The sequence below is a fragment of the Microcoleus sp. S13_C5 genome, assembly GCF_036700845.1.
Taxonomy (GTDB): Bacteria; Cyanobacteriota; Cyanobacteriia; order Cyanobacteriales; family Microcoleaceae; genus Microcoleus.
The window spans coordinates 1-17196 of the sequence record NZ_JAUBPR010000064.1; the positions used below are offsets into that span (position 1 = coordinate 1).

Consider the following 17196-nt stretch of genomic DNA (forward strand, 5'->3'; position numbering starts at 1 on the left):
GGTTGTGAATTTCGCTGCTAGTTCCTTCGGGATTGAATTTAGGCTGAGTGCAAACAGGTAAATTTTGGATTTCTGGGGGATAATCGCATTCGTGGGAACCACCCACAATTGCATCGGTTAATCCTAAAACTGCTACAATTTCGGTGGCACTGGGAATTAGAGAGATTATTCTTGGTTGGTTCATTGGTTTTCTATTTTTTACTGATTCGGAAGCACAGGCGTTACAGATTTAGAAGCACAGGCGGGACGCCCGTGCCACAATAAAAGGGATTGTTAAATTTTGAGTTTTTTTAAGTATTGCAAATCTTGCCATGCTTGAATGAGATTACCTTGCATCAGAGCCGCTACACCGTTTAAAACTCTAATTTCCGGTAGGTTGGAGTTAAGAGCGAGAGCAGGTTTTAAGGCGGTTTGAGCGGCTTTGGGATGCCAGCCGTACAGGTGTACGAAAGCGAGATAGGCGTAAGCGTAAGGGTTTTTTGAGTCGAGTTGAGTGACTTTTTCTAAGGCGACGATCGCACTTTCGACATTCTGCTGCAATACCCGAGAAAATGCCAAAGCATAAGCCAATTCTAGATTATTGGGTTCCTGCTGCAACCGATATTCTAACGCTTGTTCCGCTTGCAGGGTATAATCTTGAATTGGATCGTACTGATTGATGCGCCCAATCTGCTCGAACACGGGTTCTAAACCTGGCAATCCTTTGGGTAAATTAACCGCCATCGCCCGCAATTGAGTTACCAAATCTAACTCAGGCTTATCTGTATTATCCTCGTTTCCAGGCGCTTTATTCTCGTTCCTAAGCTCTGCCTTGGAACGCATATCCAGAGGCTCTGTTTCGATTTTAACACTAACTGCAGGCACATTAATCGGATAAGTTTCGCCGGTTTTCCGATTTAGATAAGTAGCTTGCAGATTGTAAGTTCCCGGTGCAATATTAGCAGGAGGAAGCATCGCCGTGCGATCGACAACTCGAAACCCCACAGCAAATTTATCCGCTTCCAGCATCCCCGGATGCAAAGTCGCCTGGGCGATCGCGCGATCATGTAAAATTCTTAAAGTCTGTCCCGGTGGAATATCGCCAGACTGCTGATTTTGCCACGTTACCAACACTAAACCAGACTGCAACTGCTGCCAAGGCCCAGACCAAGTATAAGTAATGGGCAGCGCGACTCCGGGAACTGCTTTTGCAGCGACAGTAACTCGATCTAATTCTACTTGCGATCGCGCTTCATTCAACGGCTGTATTTCGACAGGCTGCACTCGCTTGCGATAAAGATTTAAATTAGTAAAATCTGGCAAAACCCAAGTTTTTTCTAACTGAAATTTCTCACCTTTTTCAATCGCGGTTACGGCTGCGTTTTGAGCTTTTTTAATCCGTTCGCGAATCGAACCTTGCGAACCCGTTTTAGTTACGAACCAAGAGAGCGATCGCACATCTTGGGGCACTTCTTTTAAATTCGTTCCCACCTGCCGCCCGTAAACCTGAAAATTCGCCAAAGCACCGTAATAATTCAAATTGTGCTGGTTAATTTCCGGCGTCGAAGGCAAAACCCCTAAAGTAGATTGCAAATAAGGTTCCCGATCAATTATTTCGGCAATTACCTCTCGGTGCGGCCACTCTTTCCCCAAGTAAGGATAGCTAGAATTGCCGGGACTGATAATTTGGACTAAGCTATGTCCAAAAGCACCTCCCAGCGGCCACATATGGAACAGCATCGCCAGAATTGCCAAACCAATTGTACCCCAGCGAATTTGTCGTCCCCACCGAGGAGGCCACAACGTTAAACAGTATGCTAACAAAATAGATAAAACTGGCAAATAAGGTATCACATATCGGTCGTCTTTGTTGATATTTAGAGAATTAATTAAATAAGCTCCTCCCCAGAAAACAGCCAGCCAGCGACAGGAGTTAAGATGCAAGATTGACGAACTATTTTGCCGACGACGCCAATAAAGTATCAATCCTACTAAGGGAATAAGTAGCAGAGGCCAAGAAATGTGTTCGGGTAAGTGTTGACCGTAGTAAATCCAAGCGTCGATCGTATTGAGGGCCGGATCTCCTTCGGCGATCGCAGAATCCAGCGTTGCCCGTTTTCCCCCGGTCAAAATTAACAGCCAATTGGTTTTCGCCCACGGGCCAAACACCGCCGCCGACAGCAACAGAGCACCAGTTAATTGACCTAATCTTCCCCAAGCTTTTTGCCGCACAGTACCCACAGCCAGCCACACAATCGGGGTAAACAGAAATAATACGGTAGTGTGTTTAACTAATATTGATAAGCCGAGAGAAATTCCAAAGGTGATCGCCCAAAAGAAAGACGACGGGGAGAGTGGGGGAGTGTGGGAGGGGGAGAATTTATACTTTTTCTTTGTTCGTTCCTCCAACAGAGTTTTATCGGTTACATCCGTTAAATCCGTTGCCGAACTTCCTTCTTCCTTCTTCCTTCTTCCTTCAGAATCCTTCCACATTGTCAGACAATAGAAAGCAAAAGTAATCGCAGCAGTGAGGGGATAGTCGAGCAAAAATTGCAAGCGGAACCGATAAAGTCCCGGTAACAAAACGCAAATTGCAGCGGCCCACAAACCAACTTGCCTGTTAAACAGTTGGACGCCCAAACTGTAGACTGAGGCGAGGAGAATTGCACTAAATAATAAATGAACGAGGGTTGCCCGATCGCCCCCGGTACCAAAAAGCTGAAGAAACGGAACCGTTAAGATGTACACCAATGGCGGAATTTTCGTCGAAAGTAGCCAGAAGTTTGTCCACCACTCCCCGGAAAACCATTGAGGATGCTGCAAGGCCTGCAAGTAATTCAGAGTGCTAGTCAGGTATTCTGCTTGATCCCACGCGGGGACAGATCGATCGAGGGCAAACCAGAGGCGATCGCTAATTGCCCCCAGCAGCCAAATTATGCCCAAGACAAGCAGACTCTTGCCCTCGCTGTCCCGATGTTGCTGTGCCATTGCGATTTTTGGATTTTAGGTTGCAGCTTTTAGCTTACAGGCGGGCGGTTCAGGGCGATATAAAAATTAATTGAGAAAAGTGCTTGCTAAATTCTGTATGTATCTGCTAAGGTAGTTAAGCGCGAAAAAAAAAGCCGGGATAGCTCAGTTGGTAGAGCAGTGGACTGAAAATCCACGTGTCACGAGTTCAAGTCTCGTTCCTGGCATCGCAAAGCCCTCACAAAGTTGAGGGCTTTTTATTTGGGAAACTTGAACTATCAGGATTTGGCGGATATACAGGAACCCCGAACGCTCAGTTTTCATCGGGAAACATTGCTTCCAAGTCTTGGAAACCGCTCACCACCCGCAAAATTTCGATCCCATTCTCAACCACCCGATAAAAGATAATATAGCCATCCAGCGGTACTCCCCGGAGTCCCGACTTAATGCGATCGTAATTGCGCCCCATATTCGGAAATTTGACTAAGTTGTCACACTTTTTGACAAACTCCCGAAGCAACCGCTCCCCAGCCTCAATATTGCGCGCCACAAAATAATCACCAATGGCATCCAAGTCTCGGCTTGCTGTTGGAGAGACAAAGCATCGGCTCATCCCTGAACCTCTCGTGCCTTGCGAAACTTTTCCTGCAATTGCTCGATCGCAGTCTCTAAGGGGATTCCCTCACCCCGCGATAGTTCCGCCTCCGCTTCCTCCACCGAAGAGCGCACCTCCTCCACCCACTCCCAATAATGCTGGCGTGTTTGCGTCAAAGTTTGGAGGGCTTTTGTAATCACCTCTTCCGGCGAGCTAAACTGCCCCAGTGCTAATTGCGCTTCGATCAATTTCACCTGCTCAGGACTCAAAGTAATATTCATAAAAATCTCCGGGAGTCTCGCTGACACAAATCCCTCTTCTAAGAATAGCGCTACTTTCTGGGCAGCGCGATCGTCCAGAAAAATGGCTGGACAGTGCCGGATCTGCCAAGTTGATTGAAACTTTTTTTAAATTAACACTCATAGTGTGTAGATTTAAAGCCGTTACAAGATTTAAATTTTTCTAGTGAGAATAAATATAAAGCTTAAAATATTTGGCGAACAGGTTCGGAAATTGAGAAAAGCTAGGGGGCTAAGCCAAGAGGAGTTAGCTGAACTAGCAGAACTGCATCGAAATTACATTGGCGGCATAGAACGTGGCGAGAGAAATGTCGCTCTTCTGAATATTGTGCGTCTAGCTAAAGCTTTGGAAGTACCGCTAAGCAAATTGTTGGAGGGGATAGAGTAAATGACTTCACCTTATGCGGGGCTTGCCACAGAAGATTGGGCACTAAAAACGCGGGAACTGATAGAGATACATCCACTTACCCCCAACGAAATATATGAAGTAGTAATTCAAGTCTGGCGAGAAATATTTGAATCTAATCTAACCAGCAAAAACTATAAAATAGGTGTAGATTTATTTCCCCGTCCCCAAATTATGGGATACTTTTTGCACGAACTCATCCCATTAGAATTGACTAGGCGATACCCAGAAGTTTGGCGTCGCGAAGAAAATGCTACTGAAAAAGATCTGGTCTGTCTTCGAGATGATTGCTTCTCGATCGAGATTAAAACTTCTTCAAGTAATCGTAATACATATGGAAATCGCAGTTATACTCAACTAAGCACTACTGGTATAGAAGGAAAGAAGAATAAATCGGGCTATTATCTTGTTGTTAATTTCCAGAAATTCAACAAAAACATTCCAGGCTCACAACTACCGCAGATTAATTTAGTCAGATTTGGATGGTTAGACCGAGAAGATTGGCAAGGTCAAGCCGCTGCAACTGGGCAACAAGCGAAATTAAGTCCTGCTGTTGAACGTTATAAATTGCTGCAATTACCAACTTTAGAATAAAGATAACTGTGCTTCTCTGAGTTCCTTGTCCCTCAAAAAATCATCTATTCTACTAGCCACAATCTCACAGTAATCCGCCCTAATTTCAAATCCAATAACTTGTCGCTGCAAACCCAGAGCCACAATTGCTGTAGTCCCGGAACCCATAAACGGATCTAAAACAATTTCGTTTAAATTCGATGCAGACTTGATGATGCGATCGACAACAGCAACAGGAAATTGAGCGGGGTGAGGCGTGCGTTCTTTTGAAGCTCGGTTTTTCCCCGACGTAACTTTTGGGAACTGCCAAACATCCGTCGGATTTTTGCCTTTTAAGTTTACTTTAATCTTGCCGTTCTTTTTCTGATTCGGATATTTCACATTTGGGTCGCGCACTTCATCTAAATTAAAAGTATACTTGTCTTGATTTTTTACATACCAGAGAAACTTTTCATTGCGGGGTGAAAAGAACTTGCTGCCCGCAACTCCCGCGCCGTAGTTCCAGACAACTTCTTGAATCAGATAAAAAGGCACTTTGTCCCAAAGCAGGTAGGAAATCGGAATTGCTTTTGCCCGATCGCGAATTGACAAATAACCTAAATTCAGCCAAAACGCTCCTCGATCGAGCGTTACCCGGTAAACCTCCGCTATCCACTGCTCACACCAGTTTAAATACTCATCTAACACCAAGGATTTTTCGTACTCTTTGCCGATGTTATAAGGCGGGCTGGTAACGGTTAAATCTACAAATTGAGCGGGCAGCAGCTTCAATGCTTCCAAACAGTCCATGTTATAAATTAAGCAATTAGGAGCTTGGAAGTACGGTTTACCTAAAAGCCTCGCGATATCAGTCAAGCTCATGCAATATTAGGGAAAGATTTTATTGACAAAGTACAAGAGTTATAGTAAGTGAGTTCGGAAATCTTGTCAAACTCATCTCGATCGTGGAATGCCCCTGTCGGAAACAAAAGGTTACAATCGAAAATACATTCTATTTCCATAACATTACTGTTTATAGCTTGAACTCCTCAGTGACAAATAACAACACCTCAACTCAATCCTTTCAATTTGACTCAATTGACAGCGCCCTGGTAGACCTCAAAGCAGGTCGCATGGTGGTAGTAGTCGATGACGAAAATCGCGAAAACGAAGGCGACGTGATTTGTGCCGCCCAATTCGCTACCCCCGACAACATCAACTTTATGGCCGTGAACGCGCGGGGTTTGATTTGTCTAGCTTTGAGCGGCGAAAGGCTCGATCGCCTGGAATTGCCCCTCATGGTCAGCAAAAACACTGACAACAACCAAACGGCCTTCACCGTCAGCATCGATGCAGTCAACGGTGTCAGTACGGGTATCTCCGCCGAAGACCGGGCGCGCACCATCCAAGTAGCCATCCACCCGGACACCAAACCTCAAGACTTGCGCCGTCCCGGTCACATTTTCCCCCTGCGGGCGATCGACGGTGGCGTCCTCAAACGCGCCGGTCACACCGAAGCTTCGGTTGACCTCGCCAGACTCGCTGGCCTGTATCCCAGCGGCGTCATCTGCGAAATTCAAAACCCCGACGGTTCGATGGCGAGGTTGCCCGAATTAATCGAGTACGCCAAAACCCACAACCTTAAAATAATCAGTATTGCTGACTTAATTAGCTACCGACTCAAGCACGATCGATTCGTCCGTCGCGAAACCGTCGCCAAATTGCCCACTCAATTCGGCGAGTTTATGATTTACGCCTACCGCGACACCCAAGACAACTCAGAACACGTTGCTATTGTCAAGGGCGACCCGGCAGAATTTAAAGACAAACCCGTGATGGTGCGGGTGCATTCCGAATGCCTGACCGGCGATGCTTTGGGTTCCCTGCGCTGCGACTGCCGGATGCAACTGCAAGCGGCATTGAAAATGATCGAAAATGTCGGTTCTGGCGTCATAGTTTACTTGCGGCAAGAAGGTCGGGGTATTGGATTGGTAAATAAACTAAAAGCTTACTCGCTGCAAGACTTGGGATTGGATACCGTAGAAGCCAACGAACGGTTGGGATTTCCCGCCGACTTGCGGAACTACGGTGTCGGAGCACAAATGCTCAACGATTTGGGAGTTAAAAAAATTCGGTTGATTACCAACAACCCGCGCAAAATAGCAGGTTTGAAAGGTTACGGGATTGAAGTGGCCGATCGCGTCCCCTTACTAATTGAAGCCACAGATTACAACTCAATCTATCTGGCAACAAAAGCTGAAAAACTCGGTCATATGCTACTGCAAACTTATTTAGTAACAGTGGCGATTCAGTGGAACGAAACGAAGGAAGAAGGTAGAAGCCAGAAAGCAGAAGGAAAAGAGGAAGATTCTGCCATTCAAAATCGGTACGAACACCTCGAAAAGCTGCGGCATTTGGCAGCTAGCCAGCATTTGCTGCTGCAAGAAGAAGCGCGGCCGGTGGGAATAGCCCTTTTCGGAGAAGGCTCCCTCATCGTTCACCTCGGCTTCGATCAAGCCGGACTCGCAGCCCCCGACTGGTACTCGGAGGTAAACCATCCTTACGTCAAGGCGATCGGTCAAATTTTGGGCGAAATCAGCACTGAGCCGAATTTGCAAACATTAGAATTCATGGTTTCCTCCGGTGGAGATCCGCTCAAAACCCTGCAAGTTCAGCTCGATCGCGAGACATTCCTTTTGTCGGAATTAACCGGAATTTGCGATCGGCTCGAACCTCAAAAAATCTACAGTTTTGCTCCTCTTGCCTGAAGGCAGAAGGTAGAAGCCACCCCCCCCTACCCCAGCAGGGGGGAAGGCCGAAGCCAAGAAAAACTGTGAATTTCAGAACAATACTTGTTGATACCAGCATCTTCCTTTCTTCAGAAAGCAGCCACCAATAAAAACAGTGAATAACAATGTTGATTTCTGTCTAACAAGTCGATGTAGCGAACACTTGAGAGAGCATCGTAGATACACATTTATATTAAGCAGTATTAACAGTTATTAAATTATTCACTAGGAATTTTAGTTAATGTTAATTTTTTTAGACATTGATGGTGTACTTATTCCTGACAGAAGGCATGAAGCATCGAGCTTGCAAACAGATATAATGAAATTTAATTCTGATTGCCTTAATCACTTTGAAAATGTCCTTCGTTCCTATCCAGATGCACGAGTAGTAATTTCATCTTCCTGGCGTGAAATATTCCCCTTCGAGGTGATTCCGCCATTATTTTCACCAGATATCGCTATCCGTATTATCGGATTCACCCCTTTTCTCAACCCCAAAAATATTCACCAACACAAATATTTACGACACCAGGAAGTTCTTGAGTATCTTCGACAAAATCAAGCAGAAAACTCACCTTGGGTAGCCATTGACGATATTCCAGAACACTATCCGCCAGATGCACCAGTTGTGGCTATTGATGATTACAATGGTTTTGACCAGAACTCAGCAAAGGTACTTTCAGAATATCTAACTTGATTTCAAAGGTTAGGAAAAAAGTATCGGAATAGAGAGGGTGAATTTGACATGGAAATGAACGTTGGTGACTTTCTGCACCGACTCGACCTCAGGGGACAAGCGCTTAAAGGCACCAACCTCGGCGGTGCGGAACTCCGGGGAGCCAACCTCCGAGGCACCGATCTCCGAGAAACTAACCTCAGCGGCGCTATGCTCAGGTATGCAGACCTGATTGAAGCCGACCTCAGCGGCGCTAATCTCAGCGGGGCGGATTTAGCTGAATCATTTCTTAATTTAGCTAACCTCACTAGAGCTGATTTGACGGGTGCTGTCCTCCGAGAAGCTAATCTCGTAGGAGCCGAATTCACGGGCGCCAACCTCAAACAAGCAAGTTTGATCAAGGCTAATTTAGTTGGAGCAAATCTCCACGAAGCCAACTTAACCAGAGCCAACCTTAGCGGGGCGGATTTACGCGGTTCTCAGTTGAGTGGCGTCATTTTAGACAAGGCCGTATACAACAACCGGACTATCTTTCCCGAAGATATTGATCCGGGTGCAATGGGAGCATTTTTGCTAGCTCCCAATGCTTCGCTCCCTGGCTTAAATCTGGCTAGGGTAGATTTGACCGAAGCCGATTTAAAAGGAGCCGATTTGCGGCGGACAAACTTATACAAAGCTATTTTATTTGGCGCAAAACTCGATCGGGCAAACTTAGCAGGAGCCAACCTCAGCGGAGCGGACTTGAGGGAAGCCAGTTTGAACGGCACGATATTGGAGAAAGCTGTTTACAGCAACAAGACTTTGTTTTCAGAAGGTATCGACCCCAGTCTGGGCGGAGCTTATTTAATTGCTCCCAATGTATCGCTGCAAGGGGTAAATTTAACCGGAGCCGACTTAAACGGGTCAGATTTAAGCGGAGCTAATTTGAGCGCTTCTAACTTAACTTCGGTCAATCTCAAAAATGTAGACCTCAGCAGAGCTAGCTTAAAAAAAGCTTACCTCAAAGGTGCAAACTTGGAGGGAACTGATTTAAGAGGAGCCGATTTAAGCGGCGCAATTTTACACCAAGTAAACTTGAGTTCTGCTGACCTCCGGGGTGTAGACTTAACAAGGGCTGACCTCAGCGGCGCTAATTTAAGCGATGCCGATTTGAGGGAGACAGATTTCACGGGAGCTACTTTGCTGTTCGCTAACTTGAGCGGGGCAGACTTGAGAGGTGTAGACTTGACAAAAGCTGACCTCAGCGGCGCGAAGTTAAACGAAGCTGACCTCCGAAAAGCAGATTTGATGAGAGTAAATTTGGAGGGAGCAGATTTAACTGAGGCCGACTTGAGCGATGCTCATTTATTCCGAGTTAATCTCAGAGGTGCTAACCTGAAAGGTACTAACCTCAAAGGCGCAAGTTTAAAAGGGGTATTTTTGACCGACGCTTATTTGAGCGAAACGGATTTGACCGATATAAATCTGAGTCCGAGTTTTTTTGAATTGCCACTAGAATCGGAATGGTAATTAGTTGACTGTTAACAATCGAAAATCTAAAATAAAAAATCGCCGATAAAAAATTGCTCGATTATTAACAATCTAAAATCTAAAATCTAAAATGGATCGACCGTTAGGCTCTGTTATTCAAGGTTCTCTGAGCAAGGGATTAGAAGTGCGACTGCACGCCGACGTTTCGGTGGAAGATATGAGGGTGGGGAAATTTCTAGTGGTGCGGGGGGTGCGATCGCACTTTTTCTGTATGCTCACCGACGTGTCTCTTGGAACTTCTAGCGCCCGCATTTTATCGAATCCTCCCAATCCCGACGACGATTTTCTTCTCGCAGTGCTAGCCGGTAGCAGCACCTACGGTACGATCGAACTGTCGCCGATGTTGATGTTAACTGCTGAACGAGAAAAACAGCAGGCAATTTTCGACCCGACGAAAAACGGCGGAGCTCGCGAGAATAAGCTGGCGTTAGGAAATTTGGCTTCTTTTGAGTCACAAACCGGTGCGGATATTGAGTTGCTGCCGGTTAAAACTATTCCCAGCCACTTTTCGCAGGTGTTTGATGCCAAAGAAACTGATTTTCGGGCAGTTTTTGGCTGGGAAGATGACCCGTATCGCCGCAATTTTGCGATCGGCAAACCGATTGACATGGACGTTGCTGTATGCTTGGATTTAGACCGATTTGTGGAACGCAGCAACGGGGTTTTTGGCAAGTCGGGAACGGGAAAATCTTTTCTCACGCGCTTGCTATTGTCTGGAATTATTCGCAAGCAAGCTGCTGTTAATTTAATTTTTGATATGCACTCGGAGTACGGGTGGGAAGCAGTTTCGGAAGGGAAACAGTTCAGCACTGTGAAAGGTTTGCGGCAGTTGTTTCCAGATAAAATGCAGATTTATACCCTTGATCCAGAATCGACCAAACGCCGGGGAGTCCGCGACGCTCAAGAGTTGTTTTTGAGTTTCGATCAAATCGAAGTCGAAGACATCGCGCTGGTGCAGCGCGAGTTAAATTTGTCGGAAGCTAGTATCGAAAATGCGATTATTTTGCGAAATGAGTTGGGAAGCGGTTGGATCAACACGTTGCTGGAAATGACCAACGAAGATATCCAAATGTTTTGCGAAGAAAAGCGGGGAAATAAGTCTTCGATTATGGCTTTGCAGCGGAAATTAGAGCGGCTGAATGATTTGAAATACATTCGCAAACGCTGTCCGAAAAATTATGTAACTGAAGTTTTGCAGTGTTTGGATGGTGGGAAGAATGTAGTAATTGAGTTCGGTTCGCACTCGGATTTGCTGTCCTATATGTTGGCTGCAAACGTGATTACTCGCCGTATTCACCAAGCTTACGTGCGGAAAGCGGAGAAGTTTTTGCAGAGCAAAAATCCGTGCGATCGCCCGCAGCCATTGGTGATTACCATTGAAGAAGCTCACCGCTTTCTCGATCCGGCGATCGTGCGATCGACTATTTTCGGTACGATCGCCCGAGAAATGCGAAAATACTTTGTCACCCTGCTGATTGTAGACCAGCGTCCCTCCGGCATCGATGCCGAAGTCATGTCGCAAGTAGGTACCCGCATTACAGCCTTGTTAAACGACGATAAAGACATCGACGCTATTTTCACCGGCGTTTCGGGAGGGCAGAGTTTGCGTTCAGTTTTGGCAAAACTCGACTCCAAACAGCAAGCATTAGTTTTGGGGCACGCCGTACCCATGCCCGTAGTCGTACAGACTCGCCCTTACGACGAGCAATTCTACAGAGAAATTGGGGATATTGACTGGCAAGAAATGCCCGATGAACAAGTATTTGCCGAGGCAGAATCTGCTAAAATGGATTTGGGATTTTAGATTGACAACTGCTAGATTCATTACAGAACTTAGGCAAATGTTACTGTAAATTAGTCTTTGCGAACAATGGGCGATCGCTGGCAATGACAGAAATATCGGATTTTTGCCTCAGTTATAAACGAAAAAGTGCGATCGAACGTCAAAAAAATTAGGCCCCAGCTTTGAGTCAGAAGCTTTTCCCCTTTCACCCCCTCACCCCTCATCCCTAACTGCCCAAAATTTGCCTAAGCTTAAACATGATGGAGATGATGGAGCCTAGGGGCAAAATGAAAGTCAAACAGGGCAACAGCCAGCCTTTATACACCTTGTGGTTACTCGTAGAAGAATTTGATTAGCATATTTAAATAAAAATGTCAATAAATATTTTAAACAGTTACTCCCATCTAATACGGCGATCGAGTTCGGTTATCTCGCATCCCAGCATCTAGGCAGCGAGAAAATTTCAAGCGATGATGGAACAGAGAGCAAAACAAAGCCCTCGAATAGCATGAGTCTGCATGAGTATTGTGAAGTTGAGTGGCAGTTAAAACTAACAGGGAATTCAAAACCTTAAGGAAAAATGTAGAATCTTGACCTTAAGACAGAGGTTTTTACCCTTTACGATCCTCAAAATTGGGAATAATATTGAGAAAACTAAACTCTTGCTTCACTTCGCCTTGAACTAGCCGTTAAAGCTAGCGAGCTACCGAAAATCGACGGGGATTACTGGAAAATCAAGCAAAAAAGTAATCTCAAACAAAAAGCTTCTACCGATCGTCACCGATAAACAGGAGGGGAAACATCCCCTTTGTCGCAGTCTTTATCCCACTTGCAAAAGTGGGACAGGGTATCACCAACTTTTTATCTGTTGTTACAAGGAGTGCAATACTCACCCATGTCCACCACAACCCCCAAAAACAAAACAGTGAAAGCCGATCGCATGGGCAGCCGGCCATACTCCTCAACGGATACGGTTCGTGCCTATCTGCACGAGATCGGTCGTGTACCCCTGCTAACCCGAGAAGAAGAAATTGTTTTCGGGAAGCAAGTGCAGCAAATGATGAAATTAATCGAAGCAAAACAAGCACTTGCTAAAGAATGGCAGCGGGATCTGACGGATCAAGAGTGGGCTGCCGAAATGGAGTTGACCGAACCTGAACTTAACCGGATATTGCATTTAGGGCGGCGCGCCAAGCAAAAGATGATTGAAGCGAATTTGCGGCTAGTAGTGGCGATCGCCAAAAAATACCAGAAACGCAATATGGAATTCTTGGATTTAATTCAAGAAGGTACTCTTGGTTTAGAACGAGGAGTCGAAAAATTTGACCCGATGCGGGGATACAAATTTTCTACCTATGCCTACTGGTGGATTCGGCAAGCAATTACCCGCGCGATCGCCCAACACGCCCGCACAATTCGATTGCCAATTCACATCACCGAAAAACTCAACAAAATCAAAAAAGTGCAGCGGGAACTCACGCAGCAGTTGGGCAGGTCTCCCTCCCCTGGGGAAATTGCCACCGCCCTTGAACTGCACCCTTCCCAGATTCGGGAATACCTGCTGATGGCAAGACATCCAGTTTCTTTGGACTTGCGGGTAGGAGACAACCAAGATACCGAACTGCAAGAACTCTTAGAAGACGAAACGGCATCTCCAGACAACTACATTACCTCGGAATTGCTGCGGCAAGACCTCGATACTTTGATATCAGAACTTACCCCCCAGCAGCGAGATGTGATAATTCTGCGCTTCGGTTTGGAAGACGGCACAGAAATGTCTCTGGCGAAAGTCGGAGAACGGTTAAATCTCAGCCGGGAACGGGTGCGGCAGCTAGAACATCAAGCCCTTGCCCACCTGCGGCGTCGCCAATCTCAAGTCCGAGAATACTTGGCTAGTTAGTCACTAAAAAAGTTGAGATTTCCCAAAATCTCAACTTTTTTTACGTCTATACCAGGTTGAAAGAAGAATGTAAATGTAAGCCCGTGATTCACACAATTAGGCAATAGGTCATTCCCAATTATTCCATTCTTTAATCTAAAACAAAACTTACGCACTATCGAGCTTAAATCAAGGGTTTAAAATTGCTTCACTACGTTGTGTTCGGAGAGAAAATCTTAGTATATGCGTCCAGAACTATAAAATTTCAAATCTAAAATGGTATTATTTGAGGGGTGGATTGCCCGATCGGGGCGGACGCAAAATTTATCCAAACTAATCTTATATTTAAGTTCAGGCATCGGGCGGGCGATCGTTCCTTCAAGTTTATAGCCAACATTAAGCCAAATACCCGGTTTCTCTACGATCTTTATGAAAATGGTACAAGAGGCGCTTGGAACCAGCTATTTTAAATTTTGGGGTCTGGAGTGGTTTTGACTTATTTGATATTGACAGGAAGTTTAGAAGCGATCGCGATCGTGCTTGCTCTCTCGCCCGGTAACTTTAGCATCGCATTCCCCGCACGCCGGGCACATGACTCGGACATCCAATCCGGCGTTTTAAGCTCGCAATCCCCGCCAAATCCTCCGCCAGATACAGCTAGCACAGGTTTAGCAGATGGCATTTACCTCTACGGCCAGTCGAGCAAGCCAGAGGAAATTAAACAAGAATATTTGGTATTTGAAATGCGGCAGAGTAAGGTAGTCGGCGCTTTTTACCTGCCTCGGTCTGCTTTTTACTGTTTTTACGGCACAAGCGATCGAACTCAGTTAAATTTAACAGTAGTGGACAGTTACGACGGCAGTCGCTCTCCCTACTCCGTAAACCTGCAACAATATTACCCACTTTCCACCATCAGCGAAAACGATCGGCGCATCTTGGGTATTTGCAAAGAATCTCACAAACAGCAGGTGTGGGAAAAGTAGGAAACACGCACTGCGCCACCAGTCAATCGATTTTAGATTTTAGATTTTAGATTTTAGATTTTAGAATTGAAGAAAGCAACCCCACTGATACATCGGGGGTTACCAGACCAAATTGCTTTCGGTCAGGGTTCAGGAAACAGCAGTAAAATTGCTCCTGAGTTGAGAATTTCGGACGGACACCACACACATGGCAAGATGAAACTGCGTCGGAAAACACTATCGATCATTGGTATTACCATCGCTGGATTGACTAGCATCCTGTATGTTGCCTCCTCAAGCATCCTCTTGGGCAGCCTGATCAAAGCAGAGGAACAAGAAGCCACACAGGTTGTCAAGGGAGTGCTCAATGTATTCGGGCAAACCGCAGATGACTTCAACTCGCGCTTTGCCGACTGGTCTGCGTGGGACGACACCTACGCTTTCGTCCAAAACCGCAACTCAGAATTCATTGCCTCCAATTTAATTCCAGAAGGGCTCGCTAATATAAGAGTTAATATAGCCGTATTTGTCAATACTTCTGGCAAAATAGTTTACGGTACGGGTTTAGACAGCGAAAAGCTGAAACTAACCCCTGTTCCACAAGCATTAAAACGGCGCCTTTCTCTCAGCGACCCGCTGTTGCAGCACCCCAACGCCAAAAGCAGCCTCGCTGGTATCTTGCTGCTACCTTCAGGGCCAATACTAATTACTTCCCGGCCAATTCTCACGACTAAAAGCACCGGCCCGATCCGAGGTACGCTGATATTCGGGCGCAATTTGGATGCTGCGGGCATTGCAAAGATTTCTAAAATTACCCGCTTGCCGCTGATAGTACACAGCGTTAATGAGGGTCGGTTGCCGGCCGACTTTCAGAAAGCGCGAGAGAAACTGTCGGAAAAAAAACCGATTTTGGTGCGTCCTTTAAGCGAAGAGTCGATCGCGGGTTACGCCCTGATCCGCGATATTTACAACCAACCTGCGCTGCTATTGCGAGTGGATATCCCCAGAGAAATATATCGGCAAGGTCAAATTAGTTTGCTGTACCTGCTGGGGTCTGTAGCGTTAGCGGGAGTTGGGTTGGTCGGCTGCACTCTGCTACTGCTAGAGCGTCTGGTGCTGTCTCGGTTGAGCGGTTTGGCGAAAGCAGTGAACCACGTCAGCAGCAGCCAAGACCTCTCGGTGCGACTGCCAGTTACGGGCGAAGATGAGTTGTCAGACCTTGCCCATACTATCAACGGAATGTTGAGTGCGATCGCCCAAGCCGAAAGCGAACAACTTGAGGAAAAAGCCCGCTACCGAGCCGTCGTGGAGCAAGCTACAGATTGTATATTCCTGTGGGACGCTCAAACCAAACGCCTTTTGGAAGCCAATACAGCGTTTAGAGACTTGCTCGATTACAGTCTTGATGCGATTTCGCAACTGACTATTTACGATATCATCGCTTACTCTAAAGACCTAATTGACAACAATATCGAGTTGCTGCTGACGGACAAACAATTCAGAATTGGCGAAGTTCTCTACCGCCGCCGAGACGGTTCCTGCGTGGACGTGGAAGTGAGCGGGAGCGTGATTTCCTACGGCGGCCGCGAGATTATTTGCACGGTTGTCCGCGACATTACCGAGCGCAAACAAGCCGAAGCCGAACTGCGAGCCTCGGAAGAACGCTACAGACTTTTGTTTAAAAATAACCCCCATCCGATGTGGGTTTACGATTTAGAAACTCTGGAATTTATAGCCGTCAATCAAGCTGCTGTCCAACACTACGGCTACACTCGCGACGAATTTCTCAACATGACAGTTGCGGACATTCGTCCTCCCCAAGAGCTGCCGAGATTATTAGAAAATATAACCCAAGTAGATGCCGGTATTGACTTTGCCGGTGTGTGGAAGCACCAGAAAAAAGACGGAACAATTATTGATGTAGAAATTACTTCTTATGCCATGATCTTTGATAGCAGAAATGCTGAATTAGTGCTGGCTCACGATGTGACCGACCGCTTGCAAGCCGAGGTAGAACTCTACAAGGCAAAGGAAGCGGCAGAAGCAGCTAATTTGGCTAAAAGTCAGTTTTTAGCTAACATGAGCCACGAACTGCGAACTCCTCTGAATGCGATTATCGGTTACAGCGAGATTCTGCAAGAAGAGGCTTTAGATTTGGGCGAAGAAGATTTTGTGTCAGATTTGGAGAGAATTCACAATTCAGGCCAGCTTTTACTTTCCTTAATTAATGATATTCTGGACTTGTCGAAGATTGAAGCCGGTCACGCGGAACTGGAATTAGAAACTTTTGACGTGTCCGAGGCAGTTCAAGATGTAGCGAGAACTGTTGAACCGCTATTTTTGCGAAACACTAATCGCCTGAATGTGGAGTGTCCTAATAATATTGGCGAATTGTATTCCGATCAAATTAAGTTTACTCAAATTTTGTTTAATTTGCTCAGTAATGCAGCTAAGTTTACTCATAAAGGGACAATTACACTCAGCGTTGAAAGAATTAAAAATGACGAGAATAGTTGGGATTCGGAACAGTTAATTATTAAGTGTACTGATACGGGGATTGGGATTACTCCTGAACAGCTACAAAAGTTATTTCAACCTTTTACGCAAGCGGATGCTTCGACTACCCGCAAGTACGGAGGTACGGGTTTGGGTTTGGCAATAGCGCAGAAATACTCTCAGATGCTGGGGGGAGAAATTACTGTCAATAGCGAGTTTGGCAAGGGGTCAACTTTTACTCTGATGTTGCCAGCATAGCTCTTTTTTAAATTTTAGAGGGGCG

At 46.0% G+C, this 17196-nt stretch carries 13 protein-coding genes, 1 tRNA gene and 1 pseudogene; 10 read left to right on the forward strand and 5 right to left on the reverse strand.

The genetic code is table 11. From position 1 onward, the window contains the following. Positions 1–184: pseudogene (locus QUA04_RS17405) on the reverse strand (cobalamin-binding protein); the annotation flags it as partial. Positions 185–273: 89 nt separating this feature from the next. Further along, positions 274–2967 carry a glycosyltransferase family 39 protein gene (locus tag QUA04_RS17410; protein WP_333258641.1) on the reverse strand — a complete coding sequence of 898 codons (2694 nt, stop codon included), beginning with the start codon at positions 2965–2967 and terminating at the stop codon, positions 274–276. A 133-nt stretch (positions 2968–3100) separates the two neighbouring features. On the opposite strand from QUA04_RS17410, the gene QUA04_RS17415 reads away from it, so the two are divergent. Then, positions 3101–3173: transfer RNA gene (locus QUA04_RS17415), tRNA-Phe, on the forward strand. A gap of 86 nt (positions 3174–3259) precedes the next feature. Here the strand turns inward: QUA04_RS17415 and QUA04_RS17420 are convergent. Then, a complete protein-coding gene (locus QUA04_RS17420; RefSeq protein WP_333258643.1) occupies positions 3260–3559 on the reverse strand; it encodes a type II toxin-antitoxin system RelE/ParE family toxin in 300 nt (99 codons plus the stop codon). Continuing rightward, positions 3556–3822, reverse strand: a complete 267-nt coding sequence (locus tag QUA04_RS17425) for a hypothetical protein (RefSeq protein WP_333138405.1) — start codon at positions 3820–3822, stop codon at positions 3556–3558. Before QUA04_RS17425 ends, QUA04_RS17420 begins: the two co-directional genes overlap by 4 nt. Before the next feature lie 184 nt (positions 3823–4006). Between QUA04_RS17425 and QUA04_RS17430 the strand changes: the two genes are divergently transcribed. Beyond that, positions 4007–4228, forward strand: a complete 222-nt coding sequence (locus tag QUA04_RS17430) for a helix-turn-helix transcriptional regulator (RefSeq protein WP_333258645.1) — start codon at positions 4007–4009, stop codon at positions 4226–4228. After that, positions 4229–4840 (forward strand): ScaI family restriction endonuclease, encoded by a 612-nt coding sequence (locus QUA04_RS17435; RefSeq protein ID WP_333258647.1) that lies wholly within the window; start codon positions 4229–4231, stop codon positions 4838–4840. Here QUA04_RS17435 and QUA04_RS17440 read toward each other — a convergent pair. Further along, positions 4832–5680, reverse strand: a complete 849-nt coding sequence (locus tag QUA04_RS17440) for a site-specific DNA-methyltransferase (protein ID WP_333258649.1) — start codon at positions 5678–5680, stop codon at positions 4832–4834. The genes QUA04_RS17435 and QUA04_RS17440 overlap by 9 nt on opposite strands. A 170-nt stretch (positions 5681–5850) precedes the next feature. Between QUA04_RS17440 and ribBA the strand changes: the two genes are divergently transcribed. The 7 genes from ribBA (at position 5851) to QUA04_RS17475 (ending at position 17171) form a co-directional block, all read left to right on the forward strand. Continuing rightward, positions 5851–7566 (forward strand): bifunctional 3,4-dihydroxy-2-butanone-4-phosphate synthase/GTP cyclohydrolase II, encoded by a 1716-nt coding sequence (gene ribBA / locus QUA04_RS17445; protein WP_333258651.1) that lies wholly within the window; start codon positions 5851–5853, stop codon positions 7564–7566. Positions 7567–7828: 262 nt separating this feature from the next. After that, a complete protein-coding gene (locus tag QUA04_RS17450; protein WP_333258653.1) occupies positions 7829–8284 on the forward strand; it encodes an HAD domain-containing protein in 456 nt (151 codons plus the stop codon). 48 nt (positions 8285–8332) lie between these two features. Next, complete coding sequence (locus tag QUA04_RS17455; RefSeq protein WP_333258655.1) at positions 8333–9772, forward strand: pentapeptide repeat-containing protein; 1440 nt, start codon at positions 8333–8335, stop codon at positions 9770–9772. Positions 9773–9863: 91 nt separating this feature from the next. Next, entirely contained in the window at positions 9864–11597 is a 1734-nt protein-coding gene (locus tag QUA04_RS17460; RefSeq protein ID WP_333258657.1) for an ATP-binding protein, read from the forward strand. An 874-nt stretch (positions 11598–12471) separates the two neighbouring features. After that, positions 12472–13476, forward strand: a complete 1005-nt coding sequence (locus tag QUA04_RS17465) for an RNA polymerase sigma factor, RpoD/SigA family (protein WP_333258659.1) — start codon at positions 12472–12474, stop codon at positions 13474–13476. A gap of 464 nt (positions 13477–13940) precedes the next feature. Next, positions 13941–14438: a hypothetical protein gene (locus tag QUA04_RS17470; RefSeq protein WP_333258661.1), complete on the forward strand. Its 498-nt coding sequence runs from the start codon at positions 13941–13943 to the stop codon at positions 14436–14438. A 66-nt stretch (positions 14439–14504) separates the two neighbouring features. Further along, positions 14505–17171 (forward strand): CHASE4 domain-containing protein, encoded by a 2667-nt coding sequence (locus tag QUA04_RS17475; RefSeq protein ID WP_333258663.1) that lies wholly within the window; start codon positions 14505–14507, stop codon positions 17169–17171. Positions 17172–17196: the final 25 nt, after the last annotated feature.